This is a genomic window from Candidatus Dormiibacterota bacterium, from assembly GCA_035532035.1.
Classification (GTDB): domain Bacteria; phylum Vulcanimicrobiota; class Vulcanimicrobiia; order Vulcanimicrobiales; family Vulcanimicrobiaceae; genus Tyrphobacter.
Map to the genome: position 1 here is coordinate 49988 of DATKRS010000003.1, position 16220 is coordinate 66207.

Here is a 16220-nt window from a genome sequence, read left to right on the forward strand (position 1 = left end):
CGGGAAGAGGCTGCTGTGGAGGCTACGCTCTTCGCCGACGGCGGCGCACGTGGTAATCCCGGCCCCGCAGCAAGCGGGGCCGTGCTCGTTGGGCCGCAAGGCGAGATCCTCGATGAGGTAGGGCACTACCTCGGCCGCGCGACGAACAACGTCGCCGAGTGGACGGCGCTCTGCATCGGCCTCGAAGCCGCGGTGCACCGCGGCATTCGGACGCTTGCCGTGCGCCTCGATTCCGAGCTCGTGGTCAAGCAGTTGCTCGGCGAGTATCGCGTGAAGCACGCCGATCTGAAACCGCTGCACCGGCGTGCGCTCGCGCTTTTGAAGAACTTCGAGCACGTCGACGTCGCGCACGTTCCGCGCGCGAAGAACAAGCTCGCGGATCGGCTCGTCAATCAAGTGCTCGACGCAAAGGCGCGCGCGGACGAAGAAGCGAGCATGATGTGAGCCGGCGCTTACCGATCGGCCTCGCCATCGTGATCTTCGCCATCGTTGCGATCGGCCTGACGTTGCGCTTCGTGCTGCCGCGAGAGTTCGGGCGCATTACGACGGTTACGAGCGTGAAGAACGCACCGAGCGACGTCTACGCCTCGCTCGACATTCGCTACGATCATCCGCCGATCTACAGCGAGACCTACGCCGTGCGCGACAACAACGGCGTTTCGAGTTATCGCTACACGATCGTGCGCGCCGATGGGCCGCGTACGCGCGAGCGCGTTACGATCGAGGCGCCGCCGCACGCGACGTACGAAGTGAGTTTCTTTCTCGGGCAGCTCCAGAGCGACGGTATCTGGGATGTCCCGAGCAGGCCCGCGCGCGGAAACACCGCGGTGACGTACGCGCTGACGGTACGCCAAACCGAAACGTACCAGCATGGCGCGCATACGGTGACCTTTACCGACCCGCACTACTGGGCGACGAGCGCCGGGCGCGAGTTCCATCTGCATCTCTCGCCGAAGGGACCGCTGCCGAATATCCTCCAGCTGCAAGGCACGAGCATCCGCGATCCGCGCTACGAGCAGATCGTCGGCGACTTTCGCAGCTTCGGCCCGCCGCAGTTCCGCGCCGAGATCGCGCGAGCCCGCGCGAAGGCGCACCTGTGAGAAGAACGGCATTCGGCGCGGTCGCGCTGACCGTCGTCGCGTTGCTGCTCTTCGGCGCGTACGAGTACGCAGAGAGCCCTGCGAGCCAACTCTTCGGCGCAACCGTCGTCAGCGGGCCGCCCGATCGCCACGTCGTCGCGCTGACGTTCGACGACGGGCCGAATCCGCCATACACGAATCGCATCCTCGACGTGCTCGAACGCGAGCATGTGCGCGCGACGTTCTTCGTCGTCGGCCGCGCAGCGGCGGCGTACCCCGCTATCCTGCGCCGGGAGGCGCGCGACGGCGACGCGATCGGTGACCACACGTGGGATCACGCGCACCTGATCGTCATGGATCCCGCGCAGATCGCGCGCTCGCTGGAGCGCACGAACGACGCGATCGCGCGCGCGACGGGGACGCGCACGACGCTCATGCGCCCGCCCTTCGGCGCGCGCGACTGGCTTGTCTTGGCGCAGGCACGCAGGCTCGGTTACACGCCGGTGATGTGGTCCGTACCGCTCCCGCGCGATTGGCAGAATCCGCCGTCGCAGGTCGTCGCGCAGCGCGTCTTGCGCTACGTGCGCAACGGCTCGATCATCGTCTTGCACGACGGCAATCGCGGACTGCTCTGCGGCCGCGCGCGCGTTCCGGCCGGCGACTGCGATCGCAGTGCGGCGGCGGGGGCGACCCGCCTGATCGTCGAGGCGCTCAAGCGCCGGGGCTACGGCTTCGTGACGATTCCGGAGCTTCGCGCTGCGCAGAGTGAGTCCCAATATTCGACGAACTCATCCAACTGAAGAATCTCCATCGCCCGGCGCAGCGAGGTGTTCGCGCCGGCGAGCCGGATCGCGAACGGCGTCCCGCGCTTCGCGATCGCGTTGCGTAGCGCCATGAACGCGCTGATGAAGCGCTCCGTCCTACGCACTCCGCTCCGTTCTACGCATAGAGCCTCCCGCGCCACCGGATGAACCCGCCCGGATGGCGTCCGCTCGGATCGTGGTGCGTCCAATGAACGCGGGGTATATGGCCTGGATCGTGTACCATGACGCCCGCGACCTCGACGCTGTCGCCGCGTCGCACCGCAATCGGCGGCGCGAGGTTCACGTTGTCGATCACCTCGATCGGACCGGCGGCGCTGCGCACCCAAAACGACTCGTGCTCCGCATGGCTGCGGCGTCCGTAGAAGAAGTGCGGCGGGCCCTCGACGGTGGCGGCGAAATCGACCTGCGTCGGCGCGCTCGCGTGGTAGGCGGTGACGAGATTCATGGCGCACTCCCATCCCACGGATGACCCGCGACGACAAGACCATCTCGAGTCCGCGCCTGTACCTCGCGCCCGTCGGGGCGTCCAACGCCGAGACGCTCTGGCGCTTGATGCAGACGCCCGAGTTGCGCACCTATCAGGATTTGCCGACGATGGCGCGCTCGCAGTTCGTCGGCCTCGTCTCCGCGCACACGCGGCACCCCGGATTGAACGGCCCGGGCCGCTACGAATGGCTGATCGAACGCGTCGAGGACGGAAGTCTCCTGGGCTGGGTCTCGTTGCGCGTGGCCGAGGGCACTTCAGATAATGGAGAGATCGGCTACAGCCTACTCCAGGAGTATCGCGGCCGCGGCTACGCGACCGAAGCGGTGCGCGCGCTGGTCGACGCGGCCTTTCAGCGGGCACGCCTGCGCCGCGTGCGCGCGTACTGTCTGCCGGAGAACGCACGCTCGCGCGCGCTTCTCGCGCGCATCGGTTTTCGCGAGGACGGGCGCTTGAAGCACGGGGCCTTGCTGCGCGGCCGCGCCGTCGACGTGCTCTGCTACACGCTGAACAACCCCTTGTCCCTCGCGTCAACCTGATCTTCGACTCGTTACCCTGCCGCGCAGCGGCGGGTCGAAGGACGCCCTAAAGCTTCACGCTTGCTCTGCCGATAATCCAAGCATGCCGCCCGGGAGCAATCAGCCGGCGGTCGTTCCGCGTGTCCTCGCCCATTATGCGAGCTGCGCGACGCTGCTGGACGCGAGCTTTGCCGGGTCTCCGATTGTATTTGCGGACTTCCCGCGTGGCTTTCATGCGCCGCCGCGTTTTCGCGTCACGCAGCTGTGCCTGTCGACCGCTCGCATCGATTGGCTCGTGCAGCGCGAGTACGCGATCGAGTTTCACAGCTGGGCTCCGTTGCCCGGCGAGCCAGAACGCCTGCGCTTCGGACGCATCCTCTTGGAGCCGCCTCGCGCGGACCGCGGCTTCGCGCAGATGAAAGAGGCCGCGCTCGTGATGCGCGAGCAACTGCGCACCGCCGCGGACTGCGACGCGATTCCGTTGCTCGACGGCACCGGCGGCATCGCTCTCTGGCTGCCCTTGCTCGACGCGCCGCTCGCCACGAAGGTGCGGGCGCGTCTGCAGCGTCTCTGCGCGCGCGCCGCAGCGCTTCACCCGCGGCTGCTCTGCAGCGGCGCGCTTCCATCCGAGAAACGCGTCCGTCTCGACGCCTCGACGAATGCCGCCGGGCAGTACAGCCCGCTGCCCTACAGCCTGCGCGGAACCCCGGCCCTGCCCGTCTGCACCCCGGTGACTTGGGACGAACTCAAATCGCTGCGCGCGCCCGTCGTCTGCACCGCGGAGAGCTGGCCCGCGCGTTTCGATGCCTGCGGGGATCTCTTCGCTGCGGGCGCCGCGGCGCTCGCTCAGCAGCGCCTGCGGACGCGGCGTCCCGCTGCGTCGGAATCCGCCCTCTGACGCACCGCCAATAGGCCCTTCGTATGGGGGGGAGCGCGCTAGGTGCCGGGGAAGCGCGAAAACCAGGGGAGTGAGTGCCAGGAGGGCCCACCACGATGCTCTGTCTGAATCGGAAGGTGCGCGAGTCGATTTACATCGGCGATGACATTCGCATCGTCGTGATCGAGATCAAGCACAACGTCGTCAAACTGGGAATCGAGGCGCCGCAGGGCGTTTCGGTGCTGCGCTCCGAGCTACGCGAGGGGGAGCGTGTCGCAAACGCCATCATCCGCGGCGAGATCCCGAGCGGCAGCGTCGAGCGCAGCGAACGCACGTAACCCCTCGAGCGTCGCGGCGGCGATACGCGCGTCGCGCAAGCCGCGCAGCTCCATGAGGAACCCGGTCTGCTCCTCGGAGATATCCTGGCCCCGCGCCGCGCGCGCGAGCCGGTTCAGCGCCTGCGCCTGACGCGCTAAGCCGGCATCCCCGCCCGCGCCGTCGAGCGCGCACGCGAGGGCGCACGCGAAGAGAGCCTGCCGAAGCGACGCCGGCGCCGGACGCCGAAAGATGTATTCGAAGTAACCGCGGGCGGCGCGCGCGAACTCGCGGTACGATGACGCCGCCTCGTGCTCGAGGCAATTCGTCTGGCGCGAAACGTGGATCGGCTCGGTTCCGAGCGCGCGCGTCGTCCCGGCCCATATCTGCGGAACGATGCGGATTGGCTCCTCGCCCGATTCGACGCGTAGCTTCCAGATGAACGCCGTGCGCGCCGCCGGCTCGAGCCGCGCGATCTCGCATCCCTCGCCGAAGAACCTGGTGCCGTCGATGCGCACTGCGTCGTGAAAGAGGGTGCGCTCGACGAACGAGGTTCCGAAAGGCACCGGTACGGCGAGGTTGACGTCGCAGACCGTCTCGGAAGAGCAATTGATCAGGACGAGCGTGAGCGAGAGCGTGCCGCCCGCCTGGACGGTTCGGCGCGGCGACGCAAGCAGGGTTACGTGAAGCGGCGCAAACGGCGCAAAGACGGTCTCACCGGCGAACGAGCGCGAGATGCGATGCACTAAAAAGGAGCGTTAAAGGTATCGACGCGCATCTCCCGCGCTTCGCGCGCGGCTTCGTCGAAGATCAAGCACGACGTGTACGGCCGGACGTAGACGTGAATCGAAATCGCACCATCGCACTGCGGCGAGACGCGCACGCGATGGATGTCGCGCTCGCGCTCGAAGCGAAAATCCGGCATGCCGACGGTGACGCCCGGCGTCGTCGCGACGCGCTCCACGACGGCGTGACCGGGCGCGCGCGTGCCGCCGATCTGCCGGTAATCCTCGACAACGAAGACGCCGGAGTGCGCGACCATCCAGCAGCGCTGCCCGGCATGGTCGTGAATCGGCGTCGAGCTCGCCGTCGGCCAGTGCAGCGCGAGCACTTCGACCTCAGGCGTGCGGTGGATCAGCGTGCGCGTGTACTCGCCGGCCGGGTCGACATTGACGTAGCGCGCCACGTCCGCGTCGCGAATCCTGACTTCCGTCAGCAAGCGCATCATCGGTTCGGTGGCAAAACCGTAATCGGCGAAGCCGAGCACGGCCGACACGAACTCATCTAAGGAAACGAGCCCCGTCTGCATCATCCACGTGGGTCTTCGGTGCCCGCCCCCGGGTCACCCCGAGCGCTGCGCGTTAGCACGGCAGGCGAAGGGCGGTGGCCGTTCGGCTAGCCGCGTCTTCGAACAAAATGCGGCACCGGAATCCAGAAATGGCCCGAGCCCGACAGACTCCTAGAGATGCCGAAAGTAGACGATCGCGAGAACCGCGATCAGGCCGCAACCCTGCAGCGCCAACACCCGGAGCGCCGGCAGCGGCCGCTTCGGCAGCCACGTCGCCGCGAAAAGGACGATGATGAGAACCTGCAGCGGCATTAGGATCTGGAACAGGTGCGCACCGGTGCCCTCGTCGGGCTGGCGGATGAGCGTACCGCCGACGATCCCGATCGCGAACGCGGTAAGGAAGCCCGCCGAGATCAGCAGCGGAACGAACGCGCTCGGCCGCCGCAATAATGCAAGCATCGCTAACTTTGTACTACAAAGTTAGCGAAAAGCACAAGATAGCGGCGCGCTAGCGGTTGACGCTCCCCGGCACCGGCGGTATGATGTCCTCCTATGCCCCAGGGCGGGTGATCCCACAACCGATTTCAGGACGAGTGCGTCCGGGCCGGCCGGTCGACCTTGTCCTTTTTGGCGTGCACGCGGGTTTCATAGATTCTTCTAGGCTTTCAGAAAAGGATCGTAGATGGCAAAAGCGGCGGCTCCGAAGTCCCCATCTTCCAACGGCGGTGGGACGAAGAGCAGGTCGAAGCGGGCTGGCGCACGCCCGCAGACCGGAGGCGGCCGCGTCTCCAAGGTGATGCCGACGACGTTCCCCATGCCGACGGGGGCGTTCACGGTCGCGGTTCCCCCGGAACCGGGGCCGAAGCGGGAGCGGCACAGTTTTGCGAAGATCCCCGATGTCCTCGAGATCCCGAACCTCATCGAGCTGCAGAAGGCGAGCTTCCATTGGTTCCAGACCGAGGGGCTCGGCGAAGCCTTTGCCTCGATATCGCCCATCAAGGACTTCACCGGTAACCTGATCCTCGAGTTCGGCGAGCACTCGCTCGGCGAGCCCAAGTACTCGATTGAAGAGTGCCGCGAACGCGACATGACGTACAGCGCGCCCCTGCGCGTGCGCGTCCGCTTGATCACGGCCGAGTCGGGCGAGATCAAGGGCATCCCCGACCAAGAGATCTTCATGGGCGATTTCCCGCTCATGACCGACAAGGGCACGTTCATGATCAACGGCGCGGAGCGCGTGATCGTGAGCCAGCTCGTGCGCTCGCCCGGCGTCTACTACAGCCAAGACGTCGACACGAACGCGCGCCCGACGTTCAACGCGACGGTCATTCCGAACCGCGGCGCTTGGATCGAGTTCGAGACCGACAATGGCACGAAGAACGACGAGACAGACGGCACGATCGGCGTGCGCATCGACAAGAACCGCAAGATCTACGTCTCGACCTTCATTCGCGCGCTCGCGCGCCCGGATATGGATGCCGATTGGGCAAGCGACGAAGCGATTCTGAAGCTCTTCACCGATCTCTATCCCAAGAAGCGCCCCGTCGACGCCAACGCTCTCCCCGCGGCGCCGGTGAAGATCTCGAAGAAGGACGAAGAGGCGAAGGGACGCGAGCGCGATTTGCGCGCGCTCTTCGAGCGGCTCTTCCCGGATCGCGAGCCGGACAACTTCATCCTCAACTCACTCGTCAAGGACGCCGAGGTCTCGACGCGGGAAGACGCGCTCAAGGAGATCTACAAGAAGCTGCGTCCGGGCGAGCCCGAGAATGCGGATAACGCCGAGAAGCTCCTGGAGTCGCTCTTCTTCGACGAGAAGCGCTACGATCTCGCGGGCGTCGGCCGCTACAAGCTCAATGCCAAGTTCCACTATCAGATTCCCAACCCGAACGTCGAGGAGCGTGTGGAGCGTCCGTACGTCGCGATCGACGAGTACGCGGGCGCCGGCCTCCAGGAGCCTTCGGGCGATACGCGTTGCCTGACGCGCCCAGACATGATCGCGGTCATCCGCCGCCTCGTGCGCGTCGCGACCGGTGCGATCCGTAAGGATGACATCGACCACCTCGGCAACCGCCGCGTGCGCTCGGTCGGCGAGCTTCTGCAGAACCAGTTCCGCGTCGGCCTCTTGCGCCTCGAGCGCGTCGTGCGCGAGCGCATGACCGTGCAAGACATCGAGACGGTGACGCCGCAGGCGCTTATCAACATCCGCCCGGTCGTTGCCGCGATCAAAGAGTTCTTCGGCTCCTCGCAGCTCTCGCAGTTCATGGATCAAACGAACTCGCTCGCGGAGCTGACTCACAAGCGCCGCCTCTCAGCCCTCGGGCCGGGCGGCCTCTCGCGCGAGCGAGCCGGCTTCGAAGTGCGCGACGTCCATCACTCGCACTACGGGCGCATCTGCCCGATCGAGACGCCGGAAGGTCCGAACATCGGCCTCATCGGCTCGCTCGCGACGTACGCGCGCGTGAACAAGTTCGGCTTCCTCGAGACGCCGTACCGCGTCGTGCGTAGCGGCATCGTCACCGACGAGATCGTCTACCTCACGGCCGACCGTGAGGACGAGTTCATCATCGGTCAAGCCAATACGCCGGTCGATCCCAAGGGCGGCCGCATCACGGCCGACACGGTGATCTGCCGCTACGTCGAGGAGTACATCGAAGAGCCCGCCTCGCGCGTGCAGCTGATGGACGTCTCGCCGAAGCAGATCGTCTCGATCGCTACGGCGTTGATCCCCTTCCTCGAGCACGACGACGCGAACCGCGCGCTCATGGGCGCGAACATGCAACGCCAGGCGGTGCCGCTGCTCAAGAGCAGCGCGCCGATCGTCGGCACGGGCATGGAGTACCGCGCGGCCAAGGACTCCGGCTCCCTCGTCGTCTCCGACGTGAACGGAACGGTTACGAGCGTCGACGCCAAGGCGATCGGGCTCAAAACCGACAATGGCGACGAAAAGAGCTTCGAGTTGCTCAAGTTCGTGCGCTCCAACGCCGGCACGTGCATCAATCAGAGCCCGATCGTGAGCATCGGCGACAAAGTCGTGCCCGGCCAGGTGCTCGCCGACGGTCCGTCCTCGGATCAGGGCGAGCTCGCGCTCGGGCAGAACGTGCTCGTCGCGTTCATGCCGTGGGAAGGCTACAACTACGAAGACGCCATTCTCATCAGCGAGCGCATGGTCAAGGAAGATCGCTTTACCTCGATCCACATCGAGGAGTACGAGTGCGAAGCGCGCGACACGAAGCTCGGGCCCGAGGAGATCACGCGCGACATTCCCAACGTCGGTGAGGACGCCCTCAAGGATCTCGACGAGCGTGGCATCATCCGCATCGGCGCGGAGGTGCGCCCGGAAGATATCCTCGTCGGCAAAGTGACGCCCAAAGGCGAGACCGAGCTTACGGCCGAGGAACGGCTTCTGCGCGCGATCTTCGGCGAGAAGTCGCGCGAAGTCCGCGACACGAGCTTGAAAGTACCGCACGGCGAGAAGGGCAAGATCATCGACGTCAAGGTTTTCTCGCGCGAGAACGGCGACGAGCTCTCACCCGGCGTGAACCACTTGGTGCGCGTCTACGTCGCGCAGAAGCGCAAGATTCTGCAAGGCGACAAGATGGCGGGGCGCCACGGCAACAAGGGCGTCATCGCCAAGGTGCTGCCGGAAGAGGACATGCCCTACATGGAGGATGGCAGTCCGGTCGACATCGTGCTCAACCCGCTCGGCGTGCCGTCGCGTATGAATCTCGGGCAGATTCTCGAGACGCATCTCGGCTGGGCCGCGCACATGCTCGGCATGCAGGTGGCGACGCCCGTCTTCGACGGCGCGCACGCCGAGGACATCAGCGAATGGCTGCAGGACGCGGGCTTGCCGCAAGACGGCAAGACGTGGTTGCGCGACGGCCGCACCGGAGATCGTTTCAGCCGCCCGGTGACCGTCGGCATGATCTACATGCTCAAGCTCGCGCATCTCGTCGACGACAAGATCCACGCGCGCTCGACCGGCCCGTACTCGATGATCACGCAACAGCCGCTCGGCGGCAAAGCGCAGTTCGGCGGGCAGCGCTTCGGCGAAATGGAAGTCTGGGCGCTCGAAGCCTATGGTGCTGCGTACACGCTTCAAGAGCTGCTCACGGTGAAGTCCGACGACGTCATCGGCCGCGTAAAGACGTACGAAGCGATCGTCAAGGGCGAGAACGTGATGGAGCCGGGCGTTCCGGAGTCGTTCAAGGTGCTCATCAAGGAGCTGCAGTCGCTCGCGCTCGACGTCAAGGTGCTCACAGAGAACCGCGAAGAGGTCGAGGTCAAGATCGCCGGCGACGACATGACGGAACGCGAGCGCGAAGAGTTCGGCTTGCTGATGGGCGAGGAAGACCTGCGCATCTCGCAAACCGCGGTCGCCGCCGCGGAAGCGATCGCGGAAGCCGGCGAAGTGCCCGACGTGGTCGAGGAAGAGGAAGAAGAGGAAGAGATCGACGACAGCAAGCCGATCGACATCGCGAAACCGATTCCCGCACCGCCGCCCGCGCGCACGCCCGCGATCGACGAAGCCTTCGAAGAAGGCGAGACCGAGTTAAAGCACACCGACGAAGACGAGGGGGTTCAAGGCTACGAGCTCGAGGACGAAGAGGAAGTCGAGCCCGAAGAAGAGTCACCCGCGTTCGAAGGCGATGAAGAAACGCCGTTCCACGAACCCGGTGCGGACTTCACACAAGAAGAGAACTAGCCCAGCGTCATCCTGAGCGTAGCGCCGAAGGCGCGAAGTCGAGGGAAGCGCATCAAAGGTTGGGCCCGCTACCGCGGGCCCTTCGCGTCTCGCGAACGCGACCTACCCGAGTTTGCATGGCACGAGCCGTTGTGACCGTTATTCTAGCGGCCGCAGCGGCGAGCAGCAGCGCTTATACTTTTTTGCGCTACCGCAAGGACAAGGATCGTTTGCCCGCACTTTGGCGGCCGTGCGTCGTATCGGCGCTGCGGGTGCGCGATGAGATGCGAGGTACGCCTGCCACCAGTCGTAAATATCGAGAGCGCAGTCGGCAAGCGCATCGAGCGCCTTGCGATAGCGCTTCGGCTGGCGCACCGGATCGAGGACGTCGTCTTCGTCGGGTTCGCACAGATTGAGAATCGGCGTAAAGCACTTCGTGATCTCGGCGCTCTCCGTCGCGTTGGTCCAATCGTCCATGTGTTCGCCGACCCAATCCATGTAGCCCGCGCACCAATCGTCGGCATAGTCGACGGTGTCCGGCGGTTCGCCGATGCGGTCGATCATGATGCGAAAGTTGTCTTCCGATTGCAGATCCGCGGCGACCTCATTGTGAAACCGCATGAGCAAGGTCATTCCGCGCTGCGCCTGCTCGATATCTGCCCAACCGGGGCCTTCGAGCCCGCCGAACACGAACGGTACCCATTGGGAAGGCGGCACGAGCGGACCCGAGAGAACGGCGGTCAGCAGCCCGTGTAGCCACGTAATGGAGCCGCCGTGCGAGCCGCCGGGATTGCGCGCCTGCATCAGCGCTTCAAGCTCGTCACGCTCCGCGGCCGTAAGGCGATCGTGCACAATCATGGCGATGCGGTCTTTTCGCGGTCTTGCACCCGAAGTCCCAATTGTATATACTAAGGATATACAATGAAAGCGACGCGTTCGCAGTGCCCATAACGATTTCGCGCTGGGGGAACAGCCTGGGCGTCCGCCTTCCGAAAGATGCGCTCGCTCGTGCGCATCTGCGCGAAGGGGACGCGCTTCTGGTCGAGGCCACCGAAGAGGGGCTTCTCCTGAGAGCCGCGGCTCGCTCGAATCTCGAGACGCTCCTAGCGGCGATCACACCGGAGAACCTCCACGGCGAGACCGAGACCGGCAGCCCTGTCGGGAAGGAGCTGTGGTGAGCCAAGACTACGTTCCGGACGCCGGCCATGTGATCTGGATCGATTTCGATCCTCAAGCAGGGCGCGAGCAACGCGGGCACCGGCCGGCGCTCGTGCTATCACCTGCCTCGTACAACGCGAAGACGTCGCTGCTTCTCGCTTGCCCCATCACCGCCAGCGCAAAGGGGTATCCGTTTGAAGTTGCATTGAGAAGCACGCCGAGCGCAAAGGGCGTTGTGCTCTCGGATCACGTCAAATCGCTCGATTGGCGCGCTCGGCGCGCGCGGTTCAAGGCGAGGGCCACATCGCAGACAACGCAAGCCGTCCGGGAAAAACTTGCTACGTTGCTCGGCGGCGTTTAGGGTACGAGGGCGGCATAAGCCTTTACCAACTCCGTACATAGCGAATAGCCTAACCGCCAAGAGCATCGTCGCTTAGCCGGTAAACTAAGCGGCATGGAGTTGCTAACGGGAGTGAGCAGCGACGCACCGATGATGCCGCGCGTGCTGGCGCATTACGCCGCGGTCGCGCCATTGCTGGAAGCGAGTTTCGCCGGCGCGCCCATCGTTTACAGAAACCATCCTGTGGGCCTCGACACGCCGGGGCTCTTTCGCGTTACGTCGCTCGAGCTGGAAGCTAAGACGCTCCTCCGATCGCGAGATCGCGTTCATGGCAGGATCGCTGCCGGGCGAGTTCCACGCGGATCCCGCCGACCGCCTCATCGTGGCAACGGCGATCGTACGGGGCTTGCGCTTGGTGACGCGCGATCGCCGCATTCTCGACTACGCGAAGCGGAGCCGTTCGTTTCCCGCAGCCGCCTGCTGAAAGTGGCGCAGATGGGCGCCCCTTTCGCCGTACGCGGAGATTCAATATTGACTAAATGGACTTAGTCCACTAAAATGCCAGTGTGAAACAGGTCAACATTCACGACGCCAAGACGCATTTCTCTGCACTGATCGCAGACGTTCAAGAAGGCGAGAGCGTCGTGATTGCCAAGGCCGGCAAACCGGTCGCAAAGCTGACGCGTGCGCTGGAGCGCCCGGCGAAGCGCGAGCTCGGATATGACGAAGGCTTGGAGTACTGGATCGCGCCCGACTTCGACGAGTACGTACCAGAAGAGTTCGGCGCATACGCGCGATGAAGCTGTTGCTCGATACGCATTGCTGGCTTTGGCTCGGCCTCGAGCCAAAGCGGCTGGGCCGCAAGACGCGCGCCCTGCTCACCGATCTCGCGAACGAGACGCATCTCTCGGTCGCGAGTGTGTGGGAAATCGTCTTGAAGGATGCGCGCGGCAAGCTCCGCCTACCAATGCAAGCGGCGACCTACGTCCGAACGCGGCTGCGCATTTCGCAGACAATCCCACTCGGCGTCACGCTCGATCACGTGCTCGCCGTCGGCCAGCTGCCGGATATCCATCGGGATCCCTTCGACCGTCTGCTCGTGGCGCAGGCGCACGTCGAGAATATGACGATCGTCACCGCCGATCGGAGAATCGCTCGATACAACGTCCTCGTCCACGATGCAGGCTCCTAGGGCCAAAACCGTGGCACGGCGTATATTGCAGAGGTGAGAAGCATGGTAGCGGCCGCCTTTATAGCGGTCGGATTGGCGCTAACCGGCTGCGGCGGGAGCGGCACTCTGACCTTTCCCGGCGAAGGATCGTGTCTCTTCAGCGGCGTGACGCAGCTGGTCTACCCGATCCCGAACGCGACGAGCGTTCCCGACGCGCTCTCGCAGGTCGTCTTTGCGTCGAGTCAGCTCTTTCCGTACAGCTTCGAAGTGCTGATCAACAACGATCCGAACCCCGGCCATGCGAAACGCGGCACGGCCGCCTTCTTCCAGCGCATCGGCGCCGGGCAGGTTCCCACTCCTTCGGCGCCGCCGACGCTGAGCAACCCGTACTACGAAAGCGCCACCTTGAGCACGACGTTCCCGCATGGGACCTACTACGTGTTCCTTAATGACTCCCAAGTCAGCTGCACGCCGACGCAAGCGGGCTCGTTCACGACCCAGTAGCCCGCCCCTTTGGCGCCCTTGCCGGTTTCCCCAAAGGTACGCGTGATCTGTACGTCGCCGACCCTTCCGCTCGCGCTGCTCGTGCCCCCGGCGACATCGTCGTTGTCGGTCGCCTACGTTATCGCTCCCATGCAGGGCTTTTCACCTTGGAGCGTGCCGTTTGAACGTGGCGCACCCACCGTTGAACGCCCCGGGGCCCCTGTGGTATAGTTGGCCGGCTGTCTATCTCGCCCTCACTATAGGAAGAAGGGCGTTTATGGCCCCACAGAAAGGCTGCACGCTAGGGAGGCAAGCGGCAGGGGCCAGAAAGGGAACCCTCGTGTCCGTCATCAGCATGAAAGAGCTCCTCGAGGCAGGAGTCCACTTCGGTCACCAAACGCGCCGCTGGAATCCGAAGATGAAGCCGTATATCTTCCAAGAGCGTAACGGCATCTACATCATCGATCTCGCGCTCACCGTGCAGAAGCTGCGCGAGACGTACGCCGCCGTCAAGCAGATGGCCGTAGCCGGCAAAGTCATTCTCTTCGTGGGGACCAAGAAGCAAGCGCAAGAGGTGATCCGCGAAGAGGCGGAGCGCGCCGGCACGTTCTTCGTCAATCAGCGTTGGCTCGGCGGCACGCTCACGAACTTCGCGACGATCCAGAAGCGCATCAATCGCCTGCGCGAGCTCGAAAACATGAAGCTCCAGGGCGACTTCGATCGCCTTCCCAAGAAAGAGGTCGCGAAGCTCCAAGAGGAGATGGGCAAGCTCGAGCGCTTTCTGGGCGGCATCAAGGACATGCATCGCCTGCCCGACGCGCTCTTCATCGTCGACCCGAAGAAAGAGCGCATCGCCGTGCTCGAGGCGCGCAAGCTGAAGATTCCGATCATCGCGATCATCGACACGAACTGCGACCCGGAGGAGATCGACTATCCGATTCCCGGCAACGACGACGCGATACGCGCCGTGAAGCTGATGGTAAGCAAGATCGCCGACGCGATCATCGAGGGCAGAACTGAGACGGAGAGCGCGTACGAAGAGCAGCGATACGCTACGCCGTACGCCTACGGCGAAGAGCCCGCCCACGTCGAAACCGGAACCATACAGTAAGCGATGGCGTATCAACCGAAAGCCGAGGAAATAAAAGGCCTGCGGGAGTTGACCGACGCCCCGATGATGGATTGCCGCAAGGCGCTCGTCGAGGCGGACGGCGACGTTGCGCGCGCGAGGCAGCTCTTGCTGGAGCGCGGCGCCGCGCAGGCGCAGAAGAAGGCCGAGCGCGTCGCCAACGAAGGCGTCGTCGCGAGCTACATACACGCGGGCGGAAAGATCGGCGTGCTCGTCGAGGTCAATAGCGAGACCGACTTCGTCGCTCGCAACCCGAAGTTCGCGGAGCTGGCGCGTGACGTTGCGATGCATATCGCGGCGATGTCGCCGCGCTACGTCGATCGCACGGCCGTGCCGGCAGAGGAGGTATCGCGCGTGCGCGCGCAGCTGCGCGACGAAGTTCCTGCGAACAAGCCGGCAGAGATCGCCGAGAAGATCGTCGAGGGCAAGCTCAACAAATGGTACGAGGAGACGGTACTCCTCGATCAGCCTTTCGTGAAGGACGACGATATGACGGTGGGCGATCGAATCAACGCCGCTGTCGGAGCATTGGGCGAAAACATCCGCATCCGGCGCTTTGCGAAGTTCGCGCTGGGAGAGGAGTAGCCGCCGTTGGCCGACCGCAAGTACTCGCGCGTGTTGCTGAAGATCTCGGGCGAAGCGTTCGCCGAGAACGGTATCGGCGTCGACGTCGCCCGGACGCGAGCGATGGCCGAGGAGATCGCGGACACGAGCCGCGAGGGCGTCTCCATTGCGATCGTCGTCGGCGGCGGCAATATCTGGCGCGGGAAGGTTCACGAGGACGCGGGCATGGATCGCGCGACCGCGGACTACATGGGCATGCTCGCGACCGTCATCAATGCGCTCGCGCTGCAGGACGCGCTCGAGCGCATGAAGGTGCCCTCGCGCGTCCAGACCGCGATCGCGATGCACCAGATAGCCGAGCCCTACATCCGGCGGCGTGCGATTCGCCATCTCGAGAAGGGGCGCATCGTCATCTTCGCAGCGGGCACGGGCAACCCGTACTTCACGACCGACACGACCGCCGCGCTGCGCGCGGTGGAAGTCGGGGCGCAAGCGATCCTCAAAGCCACGAAGGTCGACGGTATCTACTCCGCCGATCCCAAGAAGGACCGTAACGCCATCCGCTTGGACCGCCTCGACTACATGGACGTGCTGCAGCGCGGCCTCGAGGTGATGGATTCCACGGCGATGGCGCTCTGCATGGATAACAGCCTGCCGATCATCGTCTTCGACATGTCCGTACGCGGGAACATCCGCCGCGTCGTGCACGGCGATGCGATCGGCAGCTATGTGGGAGCCCCACTGTAGTGAGCGACCCCTTTTTTGATGACGTCGAGTCAAAGATGAGCAAGTGCGTCGAAGCCTGCCGGGCCGAGTTCGCGGCGATTCGTACCGGGCGCGCGAATGCCGCGTTGCTCGACCGCATCCACGTCGAAGCGTACGGGCAGCCGATGCCGCTCAAACAGGTTGCCGGCGTCTCGACGCCGGACGCGCGCACCATCGTCATCAGCGCGTGGGACAAGAACGTCGTGGGCGAGATCCGCAAGGCGATCGAGAAGAGCGATCTCGGCATTACACCCAACATAGACGGTGCGACGATTCGTCTGAGCGTCCCGCAGCTCACTGAAGAGCGGCGTAAAGAGCTCGTGCGGGTCGTGAAGAAGAAGGCCGAAGACAGCCGAGTGGCGGTGCGCAACGTGCGCCACCACGCGCACGACGGCGTCAAGGCGCAGCTGAAGAACGGTGAGATCACCGAGGACGACAACAAGCGCATGACCGATCAGCTGCAGAAGGTGACGGACAAGTACACGAAAGAGATCGACGCGCTGACCGCCGCCAAAGAAAAAGAAATCATGGAGATCTGACG

Annotated in this window: 22 protein-coding genes; 17 read left to right on the forward strand and 5 right to left on the reverse strand. The window is 64.6% G+C overall.

Annotated features, from left to right (window positions below):
* Positions 1-15: 15 nt before the first annotated feature.
* The 3 genes from VMV82_00420 to VMV82_00430 are packed head-to-tail and all read left to right on the forward strand — an operon-like array spanning position 16 to position 1879.
* A complete protein-coding gene (locus tag VMV82_00420; protein HUY40020.1) occupies positions 16-444 on the forward strand; it encodes a ribonuclease HI family protein in 429 nt (142 codons plus the stop codon).
* Positions 441-1100: a hypothetical protein gene (locus VMV82_00425; GenBank protein HUY40021.1), complete on the forward strand. Its 660-nt coding sequence runs from the start codon at positions 441-443 to the stop codon at positions 1098-1100. The genes VMV82_00420 and VMV82_00425 overlap by 4 nt, the downstream gene beginning before the upstream one ends.
* Positions 1097-1879, forward strand: a complete 783-nt coding sequence (locus tag VMV82_00430; protein ID HUY40022.1) for a polysaccharide deacetylase family protein — start codon at positions 1097-1099, stop codon at positions 1877-1879. The genes VMV82_00425 and VMV82_00430 overlap by 4 nt, the downstream gene beginning before the upstream one ends.
* A gap of 139 nt (positions 1880-2018) precedes the next feature.
* On the opposite strand, the gene VMV82_00435 is transcribed toward VMV82_00430, so the two are convergent.
* Positions 2019-2348, reverse strand: coding sequence for a DUF3465 domain-containing protein (locus VMV82_00435; GenBank protein HUY40023.1), 330 nt, complete (start codon positions 2346-2348; stop codon positions 2019-2021).
* Between the two features lie 20 nt (positions 2349-2368).
* Between VMV82_00435 and VMV82_00440 the strand changes: the two genes are divergently transcribed.
* The 3 genes from VMV82_00440 to VMV82_00450 all read left to right on the forward strand — a co-directional run bounded on the left by VMV82_00440 (position 2369) and on the right by VMV82_00450 (position 4120).
* Entirely contained in the window at positions 2369-2926 is a 558-nt protein-coding gene (locus VMV82_00440; protein ID HUY40024.1) for a GNAT family N-acetyltransferase, read from the forward strand.
* Between the two features lie 82 nt (positions 2927-3008).
* Positions 3009-3803: a hypothetical protein gene (locus VMV82_00445; GenBank protein HUY40025.1), complete on the forward strand. Its 795-nt coding sequence runs from the start codon at positions 3009-3011 to the stop codon at positions 3801-3803.
* A gap of 116 nt (positions 3804-3919) precedes the next feature.
* Entirely contained in the window at positions 3920-4120 is a 201-nt protein-coding gene (locus VMV82_00450) for a carbon storage regulator (GenBank protein HUY40026.1), read from the forward strand.
* On the opposite strand, the gene VMV82_00455 is transcribed toward VMV82_00450, so the two are convergent.
* From VMV82_00455 to VMV82_00465, 3 genes are all read right to left on the reverse strand, one after another.
* Positions 4037-4843, reverse strand: coding sequence for a hypothetical protein (locus VMV82_00455; protein ID HUY40027.1), 807 nt, complete (start codon positions 4841-4843; stop codon positions 4037-4039). The genes VMV82_00450 and VMV82_00455 overlap by 84 nt on opposite strands.
* A complete protein-coding gene (locus VMV82_00460) occupies positions 4843-5409 on the reverse strand; it encodes a cysteine dioxygenase family protein (protein ID HUY40028.1) in 567 nt (188 codons plus the stop codon). The genes VMV82_00455 and VMV82_00460 overlap by 1 nt, the downstream gene beginning before the upstream one ends.
* A gap of 147 nt (positions 5410-5556) precedes the next feature.
* The gene (locus VMV82_00465) at positions 5557-5844 is read right to left on the reverse strand and encodes a hypothetical protein (protein HUY40029.1); all 288 of its coding nucleotides are present in this window, start codon (positions 5842-5844) and stop codon (positions 5557-5559) included.
* A gap of 355 nt (positions 5845-6199) precedes the next feature.
* Between VMV82_00465 and rpoB the strand changes: the two genes are divergently transcribed.
* Positions 6200-10090: a DNA-directed RNA polymerase subunit beta gene (gene rpoB, locus VMV82_00470; GenBank protein ID HUY40030.1), complete on the forward strand. Its 3891-nt coding sequence runs from the start codon at positions 6200-6202 to the stop codon at positions 10088-10090.
* A 138-nt stretch (positions 10091-10228) separates the two neighbouring features.
* On the opposite strand, the gene VMV82_00475 is transcribed toward rpoB, so the two are convergent.
* Positions 10229-10927 carry a UPF0149 family protein gene (locus VMV82_00475; GenBank protein ID HUY40031.1) on the reverse strand — a complete coding sequence of 233 codons (699 nt, stop codon included), beginning with the start codon at positions 10925-10927 and terminating at the stop codon, positions 10229-10231.
* Positions 10928-11010: 83 nt separating this feature from the next.
* Between VMV82_00475 and VMV82_00480 the strand changes: the two genes are divergently transcribed.
* The 10 genes from VMV82_00480 (at position 11011) to frr (ending at position 16218) form a co-directional block, all read left to right on the forward strand.
* Positions 11011-11247 carry an AbrB/MazE/SpoVT family DNA-binding domain-containing protein gene (locus tag VMV82_00480; protein HUY40032.1) on the forward strand — a complete coding sequence of 79 codons (237 nt, stop codon included), beginning with the start codon at positions 11011-11013 and terminating at the stop codon, positions 11245-11247.
* Positions 11244-11588, forward strand: coding sequence for an endoribonuclease MazF (mazF, locus tag VMV82_00485; protein HUY40033.1), 345 nt, complete (start codon positions 11244-11246; stop codon positions 11586-11588). The genes VMV82_00480 and mazF overlap by 4 nt, the downstream gene beginning before the upstream one ends.
* Before the next feature lie 298 nt (positions 11589-11886).
* On the forward strand, positions 11887-12051 hold the full coding sequence (locus VMV82_00490; GenBank protein HUY40034.1) for a PIN domain-containing protein: 165 nt from the start codon (positions 11887-11889) through the stop codon (positions 12049-12051).
* A gap of 82 nt (positions 12052-12133) precedes the next feature.
* Positions 12134-12367, forward strand: a complete 234-nt coding sequence (locus VMV82_00495; GenBank protein ID HUY40035.1) for a type II toxin-antitoxin system Phd/YefM family antitoxin — start codon at positions 12134-12136, stop codon at positions 12365-12367.
* The gene (locus tag VMV82_00500; protein ID HUY40036.1) at positions 12364-12759 is read left to right on the forward strand and encodes a type II toxin-antitoxin system VapC family toxin; all 396 of its coding nucleotides are present in this window, start codon (positions 12364-12366) and stop codon (positions 12757-12759) included. The genes VMV82_00495 and VMV82_00500 overlap by 4 nt, the downstream gene beginning before the upstream one ends.
* 33 nt (positions 12760-12792) lie before the next feature.
* Positions 12793-13242 carry a hypothetical protein gene (locus tag VMV82_00505; GenBank protein ID HUY40037.1) on the forward strand — a complete coding sequence of 150 codons (450 nt, stop codon included), beginning with the start codon at positions 12793-12795 and terminating at the stop codon, positions 13240-13242.
* 319 nt (positions 13243-13561) lie between these two features.
* Positions 13562-14332, forward strand: a complete 771-nt coding sequence (rpsB, locus tag VMV82_00510) for a 30S ribosomal protein S2 (protein HUY40038.1) — start codon at positions 13562-13564, stop codon at positions 14330-14332.
* A 3-nt stretch (positions 14333-14335) separates the two neighbouring features.
* The gene (gene tsf / locus VMV82_00515; protein ID HUY40039.1) at positions 14336-14935 is read left to right on the forward strand and encodes a translation elongation factor Ts; all 600 of its coding nucleotides are present in this window, start codon (positions 14336-14338) and stop codon (positions 14933-14935) included.
* A 6-nt stretch (positions 14936-14941) separates the two neighbouring features.
* On the forward strand, positions 14942-15661 hold the full coding sequence (gene pyrH, locus VMV82_00520; GenBank protein ID HUY40040.1) for a UMP kinase: 720 nt from the start codon (positions 14942-14944) through the stop codon (positions 15659-15661).
* Entirely contained in the window at positions 15661-16218 is a 558-nt protein-coding gene (frr, locus tag VMV82_00525; GenBank protein ID HUY40041.1) for a ribosome recycling factor, read from the forward strand. Before pyrH ends, frr begins: the two co-directional genes overlap by 1 nt.
* Positions 16219-16220: the final 2 nt, after the last annotated feature.

Excerpts from the sequence above, each read along its gene's own strand:
- VMV82_00500 (HUY40036.1), top strand. The coding sequence starts at position 12,364 with ATGAAGCTGTTGCTCGATACGCATTGCTGGCTTTGGCTCGGCCTCGAG.
- VMV82_00435 (HUY40023.1), bottom strand. The coding sequence starts at position 2,348 with ATGAATCTCGTCACCGCCTACCACGCGAGCGCGCCGACGCAGGTCGAT.
- VMV82_00445 (HUY40025.1), top strand. The coding sequence starts at position 3,009 with ATGCCGCCCGGGAGCAATCAGCCGGCGGTCGTTCCGCGTGTCCTCGCC.
- VMV82_00440 (HUY40024.1), top strand. The coding sequence starts at position 2,369 with ATGACCCGCGACGACAAGACCATCTCGAGTCCGCGCCTGTACCTCGCG.
- VMV82_00465 (HUY40029.1), bottom strand. The coding sequence starts at position 5,844 with ATGCTTGCATTATTGCGGCGGCCGAGCGCGTTCGTTCCGCTGCTGATC.
- rpoB (HUY40030.1), top strand. The coding sequence starts at position 6,200 with ATGCCGACGGGGGCGTTCACGGTCGCGGTTCCCCCGGAACCGGGGCCG.
- VMV82_00460 (HUY40028.1), bottom strand. The coding sequence starts at position 5,409 with ATGATGCAGACGGGGCTCGTTTCCTTAGATGAGTTCGTGTCGGCCGTG.
- VMV82_00475 (HUY40031.1), bottom strand. The coding sequence starts at position 10,927 with ATGATTGTGCACGATCGCCTTACGGCCGCGGAGCGTGACGAGCTTGAA.
- tsf (HUY40039.1), top strand. The coding sequence starts at position 14,336 with ATGGCGTATCAACCGAAAGCCGAGGAAATAAAAGGCCTGCGGGAGTTG.